We start from the raw sequence: 17139 nt of genomic DNA, 5'->3' as shown, positions 1-17139 counted from the left end.
CGCGATTACGCTACCGACTCATCGTTTGTTGCCAATACGGCTTCCGCCTTGGGCTTAGCCTCGAGCTCAGTTTCAGCGATAAAGTCTTTGATGTGACCTATCACCTCATCACTGGCATCTTCAAGAATATAGTGACCACAATCGCTAAACTCATGCACCTTGGCATGAGGCATTCTTTGCTTCCACTCGGTTAAGAAGTGCTTATCGAACACAAAATCTTGCAAGCCCCAACAGATCACGGTGGGAACATCTTTGAATTTAGACAAGCTAGCAGCAATATCTGACACTAACTCATAATTGCGATCGCCAGGTTTTAGTGGAATGTCCTGCACAAAGCGCAGTGTCGAAATTCGGTTCGCCCAAGAGTTAAAGGGTGCAACATACGCTTCGCGAATATCTTTATGCATAGGCTTACGCTTAACACCAACGTAAGATGCAGCCGACGAAAACGCATTAAAACCACGCACTAAAAACGTGCCTAGCAAAGTATTGCGGCAAATCGATAGCGCCCACGGGAATGGCTTACTCGCTGGAAGATGAAATGCGCCAGTATTAAGGATAACTAAACGTTTGATACGTTCAGGGTAACGCGCCGCGTATCCCATGCCTATCATTCCGCCCCAGTCATGTACCACCAGCGTAATGTTTTCTTTCACATCTAAGTGTTCGAGTAAGGCTTCTAAATCATCGATACGGTTTTTAAGGGTGTAGTCGTAACCACTGTCGTCAGGCTTATCAGACAAACCACAGCCGATATGATCAGGCACAATGCACTGATGCTTATCACTTAATGCACTGATAAGGTTGCGATAATAAAAAGACCAGCTCGGGTTACCGTGTACCATCACCACAGGCTCACCTTGGCCTTCATTGACGTACTGAAGCTTGTTGCCGTTTCTATCTAAGTAGTTACGTTTAAAAGGGTGCAGAGTGTCTAGCATGACGTTTCCTATCTTTGTGTTACTTGTCGAACGCTTTATTAGCTAAAGGGGGCTAGCCTGTATATGGACAAGCTTCCTATTAACGTAAGTGTGTTAACTCTTACTCGTTAGCGCTTACCCATAAATAGTGACTTACCACTTAAGACCTAACATCATGCAGTTCAAACCACTGCCTATTCCTAAAAAGCTGACCTGATCGCCGCTTTTCAAAAAGCCTTGGTCATGTGCCATTGCTGCCGTAACGGGCAATGAAACCGTGCCCATATTGCCAAGCAACTTATAGGTTGGAAATTCTTTCTCTTCAGGGATATTCAATGCACTCAGTACATTACGACGATTCGACGCGCCAACCTGATGACAAATTACTTTATCGACCTGCTCAACTAACCAGTTACGCTGCTCAAGAAAGTGACTCCACGTATGACGTGCAAGCTCCACACCTTCTTTAAGCAGGGCGACACCGTTGGTGCGCATATATTCGCGATACAGTTGTGGGCCCGCTTCTTCAAGCCCCCACTGACATAAATCATAATGCTGCGGCGCCGACAAGTGACTCGCACCCAATAATTGGTGCTGGCGATTGCCTTTAAGATTTAAGCTGCCATCGGTCAACAACACCGCTACCGCACCAGAACCACCCGTTAAGGTTGCCAAAGACTGCGCGTAGTTTTGCATGGTTGGCTCTGCCAGCATCTTATCTATGGTGATATCAACGATATGACGCGCCGACTCACACGAGACCACTAGGCCAGCTTTAATTTGACCAAGCTCAATACGGTTCGCAATATCTAAAATACCCGATAGCACACCTAAGCATGCATTACTGATATCGTAAATCGCGGTATCTTTAGACACGCCAAGCTCTGCCGCAATACGACAAGCTGTTGCTGGTTCGTGTTGATCGCGGCAAACACCGGTGTAAACCACTGCGCCCAAATCACTGATCTGCACACCGGTTTCATCAATGGTTTTATGTGCCGCGGCTAAAGCACCATCAGATAAACGGTGCCCTTTTGGCCACCAGCGTCTTTCATGGATCCCTGTCAATGTAGCAATCTGCCCCATTGGAATACGAAACTTTTGATATAAAGGCGCTAAACGAGATTCTAGCTCCGAAGTCGATACAACTTCAGGCGCTAACTCGTAGGCCATACTATTAATAAAAACGCGGGAATATTTCATGAAACTGCTTATCGTCACTCACAAGATAGGCGAATTTACAGCCCATCTAGATAGTTATTTATTATTAACCAGCCATTTGAGCAAGAAAAAGCTGATGATTCAATAAAAAACCTCATTACTGAGCAGTTTTAATCCAACCTATCATAGACTTTACTTACTAAAGAGCCTCTCTTTTCGCGCGGATTCAATCACAGCTAACTTAATTACAACTTAATAAACAGTTTGTTACGATAAGATTAAATTGAGCTAGCCTGAAAAATCTATTTAAATGCGTGAATTAGCGCATTTCGCGGCGTAATACTGTTTGAACAAAATTCACTCAAGGTTACTCGGTAGCCCTGCTCTTCAAGAAAGCATACTCTGTCAAGTAACAGCCATTGTTCGACGAGCGCCCTAAATAGATGCGCCACAAGATCGATGCGTCGAGTTAAGCGCTGACGCAGTTCTCCAATCACCAAATACTCTTGCCAATCGATATCAGCAGGTAAAGCTAACCCTTTCGCGTCAGCCGCCCAACGACAAAACACCGCAAAATCATCATTTAACTGACTCTGCTTGATTGCGGGAACAGGTAGATACTCATCAAGACCGCGCACCTTGCGCTGCAACGCATCAAAACCGAGTCGCCAAGCCATCTCCTGCAACCGGTAACCCTTATGCTTGTCGTTAGCAATAACGCTTTGCTGTAAGGGCAACTGCAAGTCTGCACGGCTTAGTTTAAGCTCACTCGCCTTAGCCACTGTCGATAGCGCTTGATACTGCTTGGCTTGAATAAGGTGATAACAACAAGGTGAAATCACCAACTGCTTGGTACCAGCATCACTGGCATGCTGCAGTAGTTTAACATGCAAGTCGCCGCAAGCGTGTAGCGCTACGGCAAGTTGCTCAGTATGTAACTGCTCACTTTGGCCAGCAAAGGCATCTGCACAGATAAAAGTTTGTGGTAGTTGCCATTTTATTGCAAATTGCTCACCGGCTTCACACAGGCTTGGCTGCCATTCAAGACTGACCACTTGTCTTTGGTGGGCTTTTGCAATGAGCCGACCTAAGTGACCTTTTCCTGCACACCACTCAAGCACTGGCGTATCATCAAACGGAAGTGTGGCAACAAATGCATTAATCTGTTGCCACTTACGGCCTTTAATATGGGCACTAAAATGGGGCTCATCTTCTGCTGTTAACAGTGCTGTTGATTCTAATTTTTTTGTTGAGCTTGTTGTTGATTTTGTCGCAACTCTGGAGCCAATATCAGCACCTATGGCTGATTGCAGCAATAACTCAAGCGGCCATGTTAAACCTTGAGCAAGCAAATCCTCTGACAAGGCTCCTAACAAGGCTTCATTCAATCTATTTTGACAAGCATCAATGGCATCAAGTGAGTCGTCAGTGAGTTGCCAAACCGCTTTAGCTAGTCTTGGAAAGCTTTCGCTCCAAGGCAGCTCGTTGCACTCAAAAGAGCGGCTACGCCATAGCGACTGACTCTGCGTTAACAGCGCGTCTATCTGCTTAAGTTTTTGCGCTGCGCTTAATGCAGCTTGCTTACACAAAGGTAGAGATTGAGTTGAAGTGACAGTCATCTTTTTAGCTAATTTAATGTTGCAACACACAGCGGTTTAGCGCTGCAATAAAAACGAGCACCCTATGAAGAGTGCTCGCCAGTTTAACATGTCATCGGCTAGATCCGATTAAGCTTTTTGCTTAACTTCGGGTTTTGAGGCGTTTAGCTTTTTAATTTGCATACGCTTACCTAACCACACCCCTAGGCCTAATGGCGCGAAAAACACCACCAGTAGGAAGAGTACGAAGTACAAAATCAAGCTCTTAAGAGTCTTGGTCAACTCCTGAAAAACCACCTCTACCGCATTTTGTGAAATCTGCTCTAAGTCAATCGCCGCTGCTGCGCGCTCACGAGCAACCATCGCTTCTAGGGCAATACGCTCATTCTTCACCATAACTTCTAGCGCCTGACGCTCAACCGACAACTGCTTTAGCTTATCATCGGTACTGGCACTGAGTTGATCTAATAGCGGAGTGAGCTCTTTACGCATATCAACGGCTAAACTTTGCATCATTTCAGGGCTTTGTGCCATTAACTGCTGGAACTTAGCTGAGGTATCGCTAATATTTGTTAGCGTGCGCTGAATTTCATCGGCATTAATGTTGGAATGCAAGGCATATAGCTCGGCTTTCCAGCCTAAGATTTTTGGCATCTGCTCGGCGATCATCGCCATACGGTCAGAGATATCACTCATCACCTCAGGGACGGTGCCGAAAGTCGTCACCGCATCAAACTCACTGATCTTATGGAACTCAAGCCATTCGGTAAATGCCGATTCCCGTGCAAACGCCATATCCTTTATGGGGTGGCTCGCAGCGTATTGCTTCACGAACTCTTGATTCTTTTTAAAATTAGCGCCACCTAGATTTTTAATTGTGCGCTCAAACTGATCTCGTAATTTGATGCTGGTCTCAACGGCGACGGGTTGTTGCTCTGCAAATAAGTTTTTGCCCGCTCCCGTTTCAAAAAACTGTGCCATCTGCTCGGTAAACACCCAAGTATCAATCATCGCTGCTGTTGGTGATGCTTGAAAAATCGTGTGTTGTAGATTCTGCTCGGCGTTAATCTTCCACATTAAGGTGTTTGACTTAATCGCAATACTGTCGGTATTACGCTCTATCAGATCAGCAGCGCTCTCTACCTGGCTATAAAAAACCGTACTAAAGTCGCGACTAAAAACGCGCATATTGAGTTGATCTTTTGGCAACGGCTCAATGCCGCTTTCCAATTTAATTTCTAACAGTGAACACGCACTTGTCAGCAACGCGACAACGGCTATCAAACAAAAGCGAAACATCGCTTTCATAACTCCTCCAAAAAATACACAATTCATTAGAATTTATTTGAAATTCAATTAAAATAGTTTATTAAAAACATCAACTTATAATTCTACCACCGGACATCAACAATACCTATCGCTATGTCTACTTACCTCATTAGCCATATTATGAATTAGCCACGTCAAAGCCAAGCTCTAGGCCAATGAAAAGAGTTTCACTTGTAAGCTAATTCTAGCTAACTTAGAATCTGCCGCAAATTCGAACAAGAAATACAACACAAACCTTATGATGCAATCACCTTGTGTGGCCAAATGCGGCTTAAATGATGAAGATTATTGTATGGGCTGTTATCGCCATATCGATGAAATAGTCGGTTGGGGGCAGGCAAGCGATGAACGTAAAGCGCTCATTTGGCAAAATCTGGCTGAGCGCAAGGCCAAGATGCAAGGCGGGGAAAATAGTGCCATCCTCAGTCGGGCCAAATGGATTGAAGCCCAGAGCAGACTAGAACGCTCAGAGGCCGATTAATCAATCCTGTTCCTGTCCTAAATATATAAACACATCCCAGGATGAGATATTTAATACAAAAAAAGCCGCTCATTCGCGGCTTTTTTAAACTCTTTACGGTCTACTTTTTCAGCATACTCTTCAAATCCGCAAATGGATTGTAAGTCGCAGCTTCAACTTTGTTTTCTGTCGTAGAACCATACTGAATAAGCTCTTCAAACTTAGAGTGCTCATTGTCATGACAATAAAGGCACAACAGCTCCCAATTAGAGCCATCTGATGGATTATTATCGTGGTTATGATCACGATGATGCACCGTCAACTCTCTTAGGTTGGCATTGTTAAATTCACGAGTACAGCGGCCACAGACCCAAGGATAAAGCTTAAGCGCCTGCTCACGATAACCCACTTCACGCTTGGCTTTATACTCTCTCGCCTCAGCTAATACTCTATCTAACTTACTTTGCCCTTGATTGGTCGACATGCTGTTTCTCATTAAAGTTTGTTACCTAGAGCCAATTGTATCACTGACCCTAGGTACTTTTCACCGCAAATTACGCGAATTATTTAGCTTCGCTACCTAAGTACTCTGAGCTTGAAAGATGTAGGTAGTGCAAGTACTTTTCGTACTGCGTCACCACATCTGCCAGTAGCTGATCTTGAGTAAAGCCCATTACATCGTAATGTTGACCACCGTGTTCTAAGAATACTTCCACACGGTAGTATTCGATATCACCGTCAGCCACTTCACTTTCGAGCGGATTGGTAATGCTAAATGCGCGGGTACGTAGACCGTAAACGAAGTCATTATGATCTTCACTTGGAACCACAAAGCGTACACGGTTATCAAAGTTTAAAATCTCAGCCGTAATTGAGCGACTTAAGAAGCTATCGCGTACTTTTGTTAATGCTGGCTGAGCCACACTATCAAGGAAGCTCTGCGCTTCTTCTTGGCTCGGATGCGATAGTAAAACATCAATATGCGACTCCCAGCTCACATTGGTCTTGGTAAACTGCACACTGGTATTATGTGATTGCACGCTGTTGATTTTTAACCAGTCATCTTTAAGCGCAATGTACAGACCGAAACACATGAGCAGCATAACGATAAGGAACGGCAATGCACTTGCTATCGCAGCAGTTTGCAGCGCTTGTAAACCACCGGCTAATAACAAAACAGAAGCAACTACACCTTGCATTAATGCCCAGAAAATACGCTGCCAAACAGGTGCATCATGATCACCACCAGAGGTCAGGTTATCGATAACTAACGAGCCTGAATCAGATGATGTTACAAAGAAAGTCACCACTAAACACAGTGCAATTGTCGATAACAAGGTTGAAAATGGCATATGTTCAAAAAACACAAACAAGGCCACCGATACGTCTGACGATACCGCGTCAGACAGATAGGTTCCGCCATTTGAAATCACTTCAATAGCGCTGTTACCAAAACCTGTCATCCAAATAAAGGTCAATGTCGATGGAACAAACAATACGCCCACCAAGAATTCACGAATAGTACGGCCGCGCGAAACGCGGGCAATAAAGGTTCCGACAAATGGTGACCATGAGATCCACCACCCCCAATAAAGAAGGGTCCAGCCACCAAGCCAATCGTTCTTCTGCTCATAAGCATATAAATTAAACGTCTTACCGACGATATCGCTTAAATACGCCCCGGTGTTTTGTACAAATGCTTGCAGTAGCTCAACTGTAGAGCCAAATAGTAATACACATAGGAGTAACAATACCGCAAGCACTAGGTTGAGCTCACTTAAACGTTTAACGCCTTTGTCTAAACCTGAAAACACCGAAACCGTCGCAATCAGACATACACCGATAATCAAAGCCACTTGCACAGTGCTATTAACCGGCACATCGAGTAAGTAATTAAGGCCTGAGTTTAACTGTAATACACCAAAACCAAGTGATGTAGCCACACCGAACATGGTACCTAGCACCGCAAAAGTATCTACAGCATGACCAATTGGACCATAAATCTTGTCACCAATCAGCGGATACAATGCACTTCGTGGCAGTAGAGGAAGCTTATGTCGATATGAAAAGTACGCCAAACTCAATGCAACAACCGCATAAATTGCCCAAGCATGAATACCCCAGTGGAAGAAAGTGATCTTCATGGCGTCTTTTGCCGCTTGAATCGTCATTGGGTCGGCATCGGGGGGAGACAAGTAATGCATTACAGGCTCTGCCACACCAAAGAACATTAAGCCGATACCCATACCCGCTGAGAACAGCATAGCAATCCAGCTCTTATAGGTGTAATCAGGCTCTGCGTGATCTGGGCCTAGCTTGATATCACCGAAGCGACTTACCATGACAAAAATAATAAAAATCAGGAAAACGGCAACACCTAAAATGTAAAGCCAGCCCGCTTTAAGTTCGAACCAGGATTGAGCTGCTTTGAAGACGTCTTGTGATTGAGTCGGCCACACGGCACAAACAAATACCATTAACGTTATTAGAATGACTGAAGAGAAAAAAACTGGTGGATTAATACTCGATTTTATCGACATAGAATTACCGCAATAAATAAAGAACACACAACATCGCCTAGCGTTGTGTGAAAGGGCCGCCAGGACTTAGAAATGTATTACCAAATATAAGCACACACCGACGGGATCATTATTTTGTGGTTTAACCCGCTGTGATACTCACCTTAGAATGATTAGAAAATCTCGAGCATCATCTGAAACTAGCTTCACCTAATATTAGGATCACGCAAACTAAAGATAGCACTGTCGATTAATTAACATCTATTACCAATAGTGATAAATACCCTTTCTTTTTAGTTGCTTTCAACAACCAAAAAATAAGTACTTACTTACCGCTAAAGGCTAACAAATCATATTGAATAGCCCAACCCAAAATTGCCGTGTAACGACATGGTTCAACTATTAAATAGAATTTGGCTCACAGGTTTTAACAACACAAAATTCACTTACACTATACATTATTTATCGAGTCGATGTTTTCGTCTATAGCGCAGAAACAAAAAAAGCAGCTTATCGCTGCTTTTCTAATTAACTCAATTCAACATTTAACCAGAATTGTGAACTCAATCTCACTGCGTTTTTTTAACAACTCAATCAAAGCAAAACACAATGACTCAAAAACCTTAAAGTTTAAGATCTTTTTCCATCTCTTCGTATGAGATATGGCGTACATCTTTACCTTTCACATAATAGATAATGTACTCACAAATGTTCTGACAACGGTCCCCTACACGCTCAACAGCACGGGCGGCCCAAAGCACATCTAACACTTCAGGAATAGAGCGCGGATCGGCCATCATATAGGTCATCAGCTGACGAATAATGCCTTCATACTCTTTATCAAGCTTAGTGTCTTCTTTGTGCAGCTCAAATGCGACATCGGCGTCCATTCGAGCAAGAGCGTCGAGGGTTGAATGCAAAGTACGTGTGGCATGACGCCCCATGTTTTCGATACTCACCAATAAAGGCTGCTGATTTTTAGAGCGCTTATCCATGGCCGCTTTGGCAATTTTTACGCAGGCATCACCAATTCGCTCTAAGTCTGTAATAGTCTTAGAAATAGCCAATACTAGACGTAAATCACTTGCTGCTGGCTGACGCTTAGCGATAATGCGCGCACATTCTTCGTCAATCGCCACTTCCATACCATTGACTTTGTGATCGCCTTCTATCACTTTTTGCGCAAGCTCGGCATCTAGCGACCCAAGGGCATCTAATGACAGCTCAAGTTGACGTTCAACCAAGCCGCCCATCGCCAACACGCGATTGCGAATATCGTCAAGCTCAGCATTAAACTGACCAGAGATATGTCTATTTAAGTTCATGTTTTCCATTGCTGTAACTCCCTATCTCTCTTAACCGTAACGGCCAGTAATATAATCTTCCGTCTTCTTCTTTTTAGGCGTCGTAAAGATGGTATTGGTATCAGCATACTCAATCAGTTCACCCATATACATAAAGGCGGTTTGATCTGACACGCGCGCAGCCTGTTGCATGTTATGCGTAACAATAACAACGGTATATTTTGATTTAAGATCGGTGATCAACTCTTCAATGGTCAAGGTTGAAATCGGATCCAATGCTGATGTGGGTTCATCAAGTAATAATACTTCAGGTTCAATCGCAATCGCCCGAGCTATCACCAAACGTTGCTGCTGACCGCCAGACAAACCAAAAGCGTTATCATGCAGCCTGTCTTTTACCTCATCCCAAATCGCAGCGCCACGTAATGAACGCTCGGCAGCATCATCAAGTTCGCGGCGATTATTAACCCCTTGCAGGCGCAAACCATAAACCACGTTCTCGTAAATCGATTTAGGGAATGGATTCGGACGCTGGAATACCATACCGACGTTACGGCGTAGCGCGGCTACATCGACCTTTTTGTCGTAAATATTTTGGCCGTGCAACATGATCTCACCACCAATATGGCAGTTATCGACCAAGTCGTTCATACGGTTAATGCAGCGAAGTAAGGTCGACTTACCACAACCACTCGGACCGATGAATGCCGTCACCTTTTTCTTAGGGATCTTCATCGATACATCAAATAGTGCTTGTTTGTCGCCATATTTAAGATCTAAGTTGCGGATCTCTAAGGCTGTTTGTTCTTTTGTTAGGTTTTCTAGGTCTAGCATATCAGTCTTCATTACCGATTGATCTATTGAAATCATGTTATTTCCTACTGCTTAGGATAATCGTCAATTAATGCTCAAGCGAACGATATTTTTCGCGTAAGTGGTTTCGTACACCAATGGCAGTTAAGTTAAGTGCCACAATTACCGAGACCAAAAGGAACGAAGTAGCGTATACCAAGGGACGCGCCGCTTCTACGTTAGGGCTTTGGAAACCAACATCATAGATGTGGAAACCTAAATGCATGAACTTACGTTCTAGATGCACAAATGGGAAATTCATATCAATAGGCAATGTCGGCGCAAGCTTTACCACCCCGACTAACATCAGCGGAGCAACCTCACCTGCCGCACGAGCAACAGCCAAAATTAACCCCGTCATAATGGCAGGGCTGGCCATTGGGATAATAATGCGCCATAAGGTCTCTGCTTTAGTGGCACCGAGCGCCAAACTGCCCTGACGAACAGAACTTGGAATACGGCTGAGCCCCTCTTCTGTTGATACGATGACAACAGGCAAAGTCAAAATAGCGAGGGTTAACGCCGACCAAATTACACCAGGCGAACCAAAGGTCGGCGCTGGTAGTGCTTCAGGGTAGAACAGCTGATCTAGCGTGCCACCAAACATATAAACAAAGAAACCTAAACCAAATACACCGTAAACAATCGATGGCACACCCGCTAAGTTAATCACCGCAATACGGATCATCTTAGTAATGGGGCCTTTCTTGGCATATTCGTGCAAGTAGATAGCGGCGATAACCCCAAATGGCGTCACAATTACCGCCATCAACATAACCATAAACACGGTACCGAAAATCGCAGGGAATACGCCACCTTCGGTGTTGGCTTCGCGTGGGTCGTCACTGACAAACTTCCCCACTCCAATAAACCACTGGCCAATTTTCCCCATCACACCTAAACGGTTGGCATAGGTCACATCTAAGATAGTATCGAGTTTTAATGTCACCTCTTCGCCACGCATGTCACGAATAATAACCGAATCTCTACCCGCTTCAGTTTTAAAGGCAAAGAACTCTTTTTCTACGATTTGATACTCGGCATTTAACTTAGCACGCTCAGCGGCTATCTCGGCTTTACGACTGTCGGTTAAGGCGTTATCTAACTCATAACGACGAGACTGTAGACGTAAGTTTTCAAGCTCATAGTTAATTGAACCAATCACACTTTTTTGCAGAGCAAGCGCTTCATCGTTCAGTTTAACCGCTCGCTCTATATGGCTTTCAAAATCCGCTTCAACATTTTGGGATGATAATCGCTTACCGTCCTCGATAATCGCCACAGGGAAGCCATAGAAGTCACCATTTTTACTACGTTCGATAACGGCTATATTTTCAGGCTTAGAACGAGAGATAATATCTGTTGCTAAAATCCAGCGAAAATCTAACCCAACAAACTCGCGGTTACCGGTTTTAACCAGATAACGGATGACGTTCTCGCCGACTTCTGAGTCAAACTTATGCCCAGCAGCAAGCAGGCGCTCTGTTGGCACTTCCTCTTTATCGTAGATTTCACCAATAAGTGTATAACGCTCACCTTGTTGGTTCTTCATCTCCCACTGATAAATATCAGCAGGCCAGAAGTAACTCAGACCACGCCAAGCAATTAATAGCAATAACCCGAGTACCGCAATCAAACAGATACTGACTGCGCCACTGGTCATCCAAATCCAAGGAGATCCCGATTTAAACCACTTACCCATTAGCTAAACCTCTTAAAGCGACAGGTGAACGAGTACTTATATATGTCGTCATAAAATTCATTTTCTTATCATCCATAACAATACGCTTTAAAGTGAGCTATAACGTTCACGTAGACGCTGCCTCACCACTTCTGCAATCGTGTTGAAGAAGAAAGTAAAGATAAATAGCACAAAGGCCGCCAAGAACAACACACGATAATGCGAGCTACCAATCGCAGACTCTGGCATCTCTACCGCGATGTTAGCCGCCAGTGTTCTCATGCCCTCAAACACGCTCCACTCCATAATCGCCGTATTACCTGTGGCCATAAGTACAATCATGGTTTCACCCACCGCGCGGCCAAGGCCCATCATGACAGCTGAAAAAATACCAGGGCTTGCCGTCAGCAATACCACCCGAGTTAATGTCTGCCATGTGGTTGCACCCAGTGCCAAACTGCCGTTTGATAAGTGACGAGGCACCGAAAACACTGCATCTTCTGCGATAGAGAAAATCGTTGGGATAACCGCAAAGCCCATGGCGATGCCCACGACTAGCGCGTTTCTTTGGTCAAAAGTAATGCCGAGCTCGTTGGTGATAAACATACGAGTATCGCCGTCAAATAAGGCCAACTCTAGACCAGGGCTAATAGCAAACGAGAACCAGCCAATGAAGATAATCACAGGCAGTAACATGAGCTCTTGATAGGTTTCAGGTAAGCGTTGCTTCCACTTTGCAGGCAGCTTGTACCAAGCAAAAGCGGTACTTAAAATCGACACCGGCAGCAAAATGAGTAAGGTCAATATTCCGGGCAAGTTATCTTCTATCAATGGGGCTAACCAAAGACCGGCTAAGAAACCTAAAATAACCGTAGGTAGCGCTTCCATTATTTCAATGGTCGGCTTTACGATGGCGCGCACTTTAGGCGACATAAAGTAAGCGGTATAAACGGCGCCTGCAATGGCTAAGGGGGTGGCAAAAAGCATGGCGTAAAACGCCGCTTTCATGGTACCAAACGCTAACGGCATTAGGCTGAGCTTTGCTTCAAAGTCATCCGAGCCCGACGTTGATTGCCACACATATTGAGGCTCAGGGTAACCTTCGTACCACACCTTCTCCCACATGGCACTCCACGACACTTCAGGGTGACTGTTCGATACACTAAATAGATGAAGCTTGCTGCCAGCTTCGACGATCAAGGCATTTGATCTCGGACTAAAACCGGCAGTACCAGGATTATCTAGCCCAAAGTTCATCGAGAAGAGCTCTCTCTCACTGGTGGTATAAAGCAAGCTTAAGTCACCGTCTTCTGTAATGGTGGCAAAGCTTTTTCGATAAAATTCTGAGGCTACGCTCTTAATATCGCCATGGCCTTTAAAGTTACGGATCTCCTGGTATTGACGACCTTGCTCACCATTCACTTGAAAATACTGCTGCACAATTCCTGTGTCATAACTCACCAGTAACGAGCTAGCGCCAGCAAGTAGCGTCACATTTGTCACATTTGCCTTAGCGCGCCCCAGTGACAGCACTTGGCTAAGTTGCACAGCTTCTGCATCACGAATATCGTAAATAAATAGTTTATTGTCAGAACTTAAAATAAGTTGGCGCTGGTCTGGTGTCATCAGCTGCTGCTGAACATTAACCGGTGAGTCAGGAATAATACTATTATATGATCCCCACTCCACCTCTTCGGTCATCATATTCTCTTCACCTTCCTGGCGAGAGAGATGCCACGCTTTGTCGTCTGTCTGGTACACAAAGCTCATTTTGTCGCTACGGTAACCAAATACTAAATGATTTAGCGCGCGAGATTGTCGATCCGCGGTTAATACCTCATTGTTGTTATAAAAACGAAGTTTAGGGGTGATCAAGCGCTTATCATTTGGATAAGTGACCTCAAATTCAAGACCAGCAATAATCACCTGGCCATTACTCAGTCCCAGCGCAAAGCGTTGCTCACTTGGCGCTCCAGCCGAACTACTGACAATCTCTGTTCCCGCTGGCGTATTAATTTGTTCACTGCGTATTAGTTGAGAAGTTTGAGTGTCATAAAAATCGACTTTGCCAAGCTGAGATACGCGATACATAATCTCATTTTGCTCATCACTTCCTACCATCAGTGCAGGCTTTGGGTCGTAATACTCAGCGCTCACGACCGGTGTCACTTCGGCACTATCGAAGATTGGCTTTATCACATAAAGTAGATAAAAGAAGATCAGTAATAGCGCCACAAACACCATGATCCCACCAATGGTGACACCAATTTGGGCTGCTTTATCCTTGATTGCTCTGCGCGAAGAACCATTATTTATCAATAGGTTTTTCGTAGCAGGTCCAGGTTGAGATACCTGAGTTTCCATTAAGAACCTCGATTATTATAAAGCCAGTTAAGTTTTTTAACTGGGATTGCATTAACGACTATGCTAACACTAATGTTTTAAAACAATTTTTGTGCACGCGTAAATTTATGTGGAGCATTATATGACGCAAAAATGACACTAGTGTTACAGCGGTTAACTTATACTGTTCCGATTTTGAATTTGGCTATATTAGGCGTTAACCCCCTGCAAAACCAGGCAATAACGATCGACTATTTAGATAAATAAAGGAGTAATATCAAATGTTAAAATACCTAGTTACCCTACAAGCAAGCGATAGAGAAGGCTTAGTTGAGCAAATAGCCCATGCGGTTAGTCGCCATGGTGGCAACTGGCTAGATTCTGAACTACGTCATATCGATGGTATTTTTGCAGCGATCCTACTGCTGGAAGTCCCAGCCGCTCATTGGGATGAATTGATCGAAAATCTCGAGATGCTTGAGGGAGTATCGTTAACCTACTCCAAAACCAGTAAGCCACAGGCTAAAATTAAGCATGTAAGTTACTCCCTCGTTGCCTATGACAGACCGGGTTTAGTACATGAAATCTCAAATAAAATCAGTTCACTTGGGATCAATATTGAGCATATGAGCACACGTTACGAGAGTGCCAGCCATTCGGGTATAGCCCTGTTCAGAGCCGATTTTAATGTGGGAATGAAAGATGCGAGTGATGAAGAGCAATTGACCCAAGCGCTCCACAGCATAGGTGATGATGTACAGCTAGATAAGCTGTCAGCGTAACCTTAACACAAGCCTGACTCGCCGCAGAGTCAGGCTTGTGTTAAAAAAGGGGCTAGATGTCGGTCTCATAGTCTTCGTAGTCGTAATCTGCTTTATTGGTATTTAACTCCCCTGTACAAATCAGATAACTAAAAGCCAAGCAATGGCATCAATAACGTCGGCATTAGGCTGTAAATTGGTTACATTGACGGCAGTTAAATGCTCATGCTAGCATCGGCGGCGATCAACTCTTTAATCAACTTAAACATCTGAAAAATAAGCTTTAAAAAATCAATAAGGACGTTCTTCGTCATTCAAATGGAGTAAAATATCAACATTACTTATCTGCGCCGCATTAGTGTTTTTCCTGCTATTTGCAACGTTAGTAGTCGGTTCGACTCAACTTGTCTCATCAAAGCTAAATGCAGATAAAGAGTACAATCATCTTAAGTACCCCATTCATATTGTTCTGGTCGAAGAAAATGAGTTTGCCTATACTTATTCAGCAGAAAAAGGACAGCAGTTACTGCCACCAGGTACACATTTTACCCTTGATCTGCAGGTAGCTTTATTTAATACCTCTGCAAGAACGATAGAAATCAATCAACCACCTCTACTCGCTAAAGATATTGCTCATAGAGATTATCACTTAACCTTGAGCATGAGTTATCAGCTCGACAGTAAGCAGATCCCACAAGTCATTCCAACAAAACACATCGACACCGAAGCCAAGCATATTAGTGCAGCTGCATTTAGAAACACCATCGCAAGCTACTACTTAGCAAAAGACCTGCCTAAGTTTCAACAAGAGGCATGTGATGATTTGAAAAAACGCATTCAGCAAAATCTATTAGCCCAAGGCTATCTGCTAACAACAATACATTTTGGCAATTTAACGACTCGAGACAATCCAAAACTGGAGTTAAGCCTCGGTCAATGCTACCCCCCTAAAATAAGTGTTTCCAAAAATAAGTGCCTAAACCAAGTTTACGCACTTATTTTAACCGAACCTATTCGCTCATCAATCCCGGCTTACTTTGCGACTTGTCCTCGCGCCTTTAAATCAGCGAGAATTATTTTTGGCGCTTACAAGTCAGTACCATGTATCCCCATATCATAATCATTGTAATGTCATAGCTCTGAACTCTGAGCCATAAGCTAGATGTCATTGCAATCAAGCATTCCCACACTAGCAATCGAAAAAACCATTCCAAAGCTGGTATAACAATCTGTTAGACTAAGCGTAAATCTTAAAAAGAATTAAAATGTCATGCTTGGAACCTTAAGAAAAATGCGCAGCCACTTGGATGAGAATCATCTAGTGCAATATCAGCTACCTGTTGGCGAAGAGTTACTGGATCTAAATCCATTAATTGGTCAACAACTGACGTTAACTCATACCGGTAAAATCCTCTGTTGTAGCTGTGGTAAGAAAACTAAAAAGAGCTATTCACAAGGCCACTGCTATGTGTGCATGCAAAAACTTGCGAGTTGTGACATGTGTATTATGAAGCCAGAAACCTGCCACTACGCTGCGGGCACCTGTCGTGAGCCATCTTGGGGTGAGGCTAACTGCTTCGTACCACACTATGTGTACTTATCAAATACCTCAGGTGTAAAGGTCGGTATTACCCGCCATACCCAGCTACCAACCCGTTGGATAGATCAAGGTGCAACTCAAGGCCTGCCTATTTTTAAAGTAGAAACTCGTCTGTTATCTGGTTTAGTTGAAACCGCCCTAGCCGAAATGATTGCAGACAAGACTAACTGGCGCACTATGCTTAAGGGCAATGCCGATGATCTTGACCTTAAGCAGCAAGCTGAAACGTTAATTCCGCACATTAGCGAACGTTTAAAAGAGATCACTGCAGAGCACGGCGAGTTTGCAGTGTCGAAGCTTGACGAGCAAATTCAAACAATTAACTACCCAGTTAGTGTGTTTCCAACCAAAATCAGCTCTCATAACTTTGATAAAAACCCTGAAGTATCGGGAGTATTACAAGGTATTAAGGGCCAATATCTAATCTTTGATACTGGGGTGATTAATGTGCGTAAATTTGGCTCTTACGAAGTCAGTGTGAGTTATTAACCCTAGCTCACAGCTATAACGTCAAACAAAAATGCCCTCTAAGCAGGTAATGCCGTTCACTTAAGGTGAACGGCATTTTTATTTTTGGCATACCGTTGAGGCCTTGGTTTTACTGTTCTGGG

At 44.0% G+C, this 17139-nt stretch carries 14 protein-coding genes; 4 read left to right on the top strand and 10 right to left on the bottom strand.

Annotated elements, in window-relative coordinates:
• Positions 1–5: 5 nt before the first annotated feature.
• The 4 genes from ACVBIK_RS14930 to ACVBIK_RS14915 form a co-directional block, all read right to left on the bottom strand.
• Entirely contained in the window at positions 6–941 is a 936-nt protein-coding gene (locus ACVBIK_RS14930) for an alpha/beta fold hydrolase (RefSeq protein WP_447170005.1), read from the bottom strand.
• A 132-nt stretch (positions 942–1073) separates the two neighbouring features.
• Positions 1074–2123, bottom strand: a complete 1050-nt coding sequence (locus ACVBIK_RS14925; protein WP_447161549.1) for a 3-oxoacyl-ACP synthase III — start codon at positions 2121–2123, stop codon at positions 1074–1076.
• Between the two features lie 260 nt (positions 2124–2383).
• Positions 2384–3700 (bottom strand): methyltransferase, encoded by a 1317-nt coding sequence (locus ACVBIK_RS14920; RefSeq protein WP_447170004.1) that lies wholly within the window; start codon positions 3698–3700, stop codon positions 2384–2386.
• A 108-nt stretch (positions 3701–3808) separates the two neighbouring features.
• On the bottom strand, positions 3809–4987 hold the full coding sequence (locus ACVBIK_RS14915) for a chemotaxis protein (protein WP_447161547.1): 1179 nt from the start codon (positions 4985–4987) through the stop codon (positions 3809–3811).
• A gap of 262 nt (positions 4988–5249) precedes the next feature.
• On the opposite strand from ACVBIK_RS14915, the gene ACVBIK_RS14910 reads away from it, so the two are divergent.
• Entirely contained in the window at positions 5250–5489 is a 240-nt protein-coding gene (locus ACVBIK_RS14910; RefSeq protein ID WP_447163593.1) for a DUF1289 domain-containing protein, read from the top strand.
• 100 nt (positions 5490–5589) lie between these two features.
• Here ACVBIK_RS14910 and ACVBIK_RS14905 read toward each other — a convergent pair whose 3' ends face one another.
• The 6 genes from ACVBIK_RS14905 to ACVBIK_RS14880 form a co-directional block, all read right to left on the bottom strand.
• Entirely contained in the window at positions 5590–5952 is a 363-nt protein-coding gene (locus ACVBIK_RS14905) for a YajD family HNH nuclease (RefSeq protein WP_447161546.1), read from the bottom strand.
• A gap of 79 nt (positions 5953–6031) precedes the next feature.
• Positions 6032–8008 carry a BCCT family transporter gene (locus tag ACVBIK_RS14900; protein ID WP_447161545.1) on the bottom strand — a complete coding sequence of 659 codons (1977 nt, stop codon included), beginning with the start codon at positions 8006–8008 and terminating at the stop codon, positions 6032–6034.
• Between the two features lie 602 nt (positions 8009–8610).
• On the bottom strand, positions 8611–9321 hold the full coding sequence (gene phoU, locus ACVBIK_RS14895) for a phosphate signaling complex protein PhoU (protein ID WP_447161544.1): 711 nt from the start codon (positions 9319–9321) through the stop codon (positions 8611–8613).
• Between the two features lie 21 nt (positions 9322–9342).
• A complete protein-coding gene (gene pstB / locus ACVBIK_RS14890) occupies positions 9343–10161 on the bottom strand; it encodes a phosphate ABC transporter ATP-binding protein PstB (RefSeq protein ID WP_447161543.1) in 819 nt (272 codons plus the stop codon).
• Positions 10162–10192: 31 nt separating this feature from the next.
• Positions 10193–11845 (bottom strand): phosphate ABC transporter permease PstA, encoded by a 1653-nt coding sequence (pstA, locus tag ACVBIK_RS14885; RefSeq protein ID WP_447161542.1) that lies wholly within the window; start codon positions 11843–11845, stop codon positions 10193–10195.
• Between the two features lie 87 nt (positions 11846–11932).
• Positions 11933–14188, bottom strand: a complete 2256-nt coding sequence (locus ACVBIK_RS14880; RefSeq protein WP_447161541.1) for an ABC transporter permease subunit — start codon at positions 14186–14188, stop codon at positions 11933–11935.
• Positions 14189–14448: 260 nt separating this feature from the next.
• Between ACVBIK_RS14880 and ACVBIK_RS14875 the strand changes: the two genes are divergently transcribed.
• The 3 genes from ACVBIK_RS14875 (at position 14449) to ACVBIK_RS14865 (ending at position 17017) form a co-directional block, all read left to right on the top strand.
• The gene (locus tag ACVBIK_RS14875; RefSeq protein ID WP_447161540.1) at positions 14449–14949 is read left to right on the top strand and encodes a glycine cleavage system protein R; all 501 of its coding nucleotides are present in this window, start codon (positions 14449–14451) and stop codon (positions 14947–14949) included.
• A gap of 337 nt (positions 14950–15286) precedes the next feature.
• A complete protein-coding gene (locus tag ACVBIK_RS14870; RefSeq protein ID WP_447170003.1) occupies positions 15287–16048 on the top strand; it encodes a hypothetical protein in 762 nt (253 codons plus the stop codon).
• Between the two features lie 150 nt (positions 16049–16198).
• On the top strand, positions 16199–17017 hold the full coding sequence (locus ACVBIK_RS14865; protein ID WP_447170002.1) for a DUF2797 domain-containing protein: 819 nt from the start codon (positions 16199–16201) through the stop codon (positions 17015–17017).
• Positions 17018–17139: the final 122 nt, after the last annotated feature.

This window comes from Shewanella sp. 125m-1, assembly GCF_052977065.1.
This window is presented reverse-complemented; position numbering and strand designations above follow the sequence as displayed.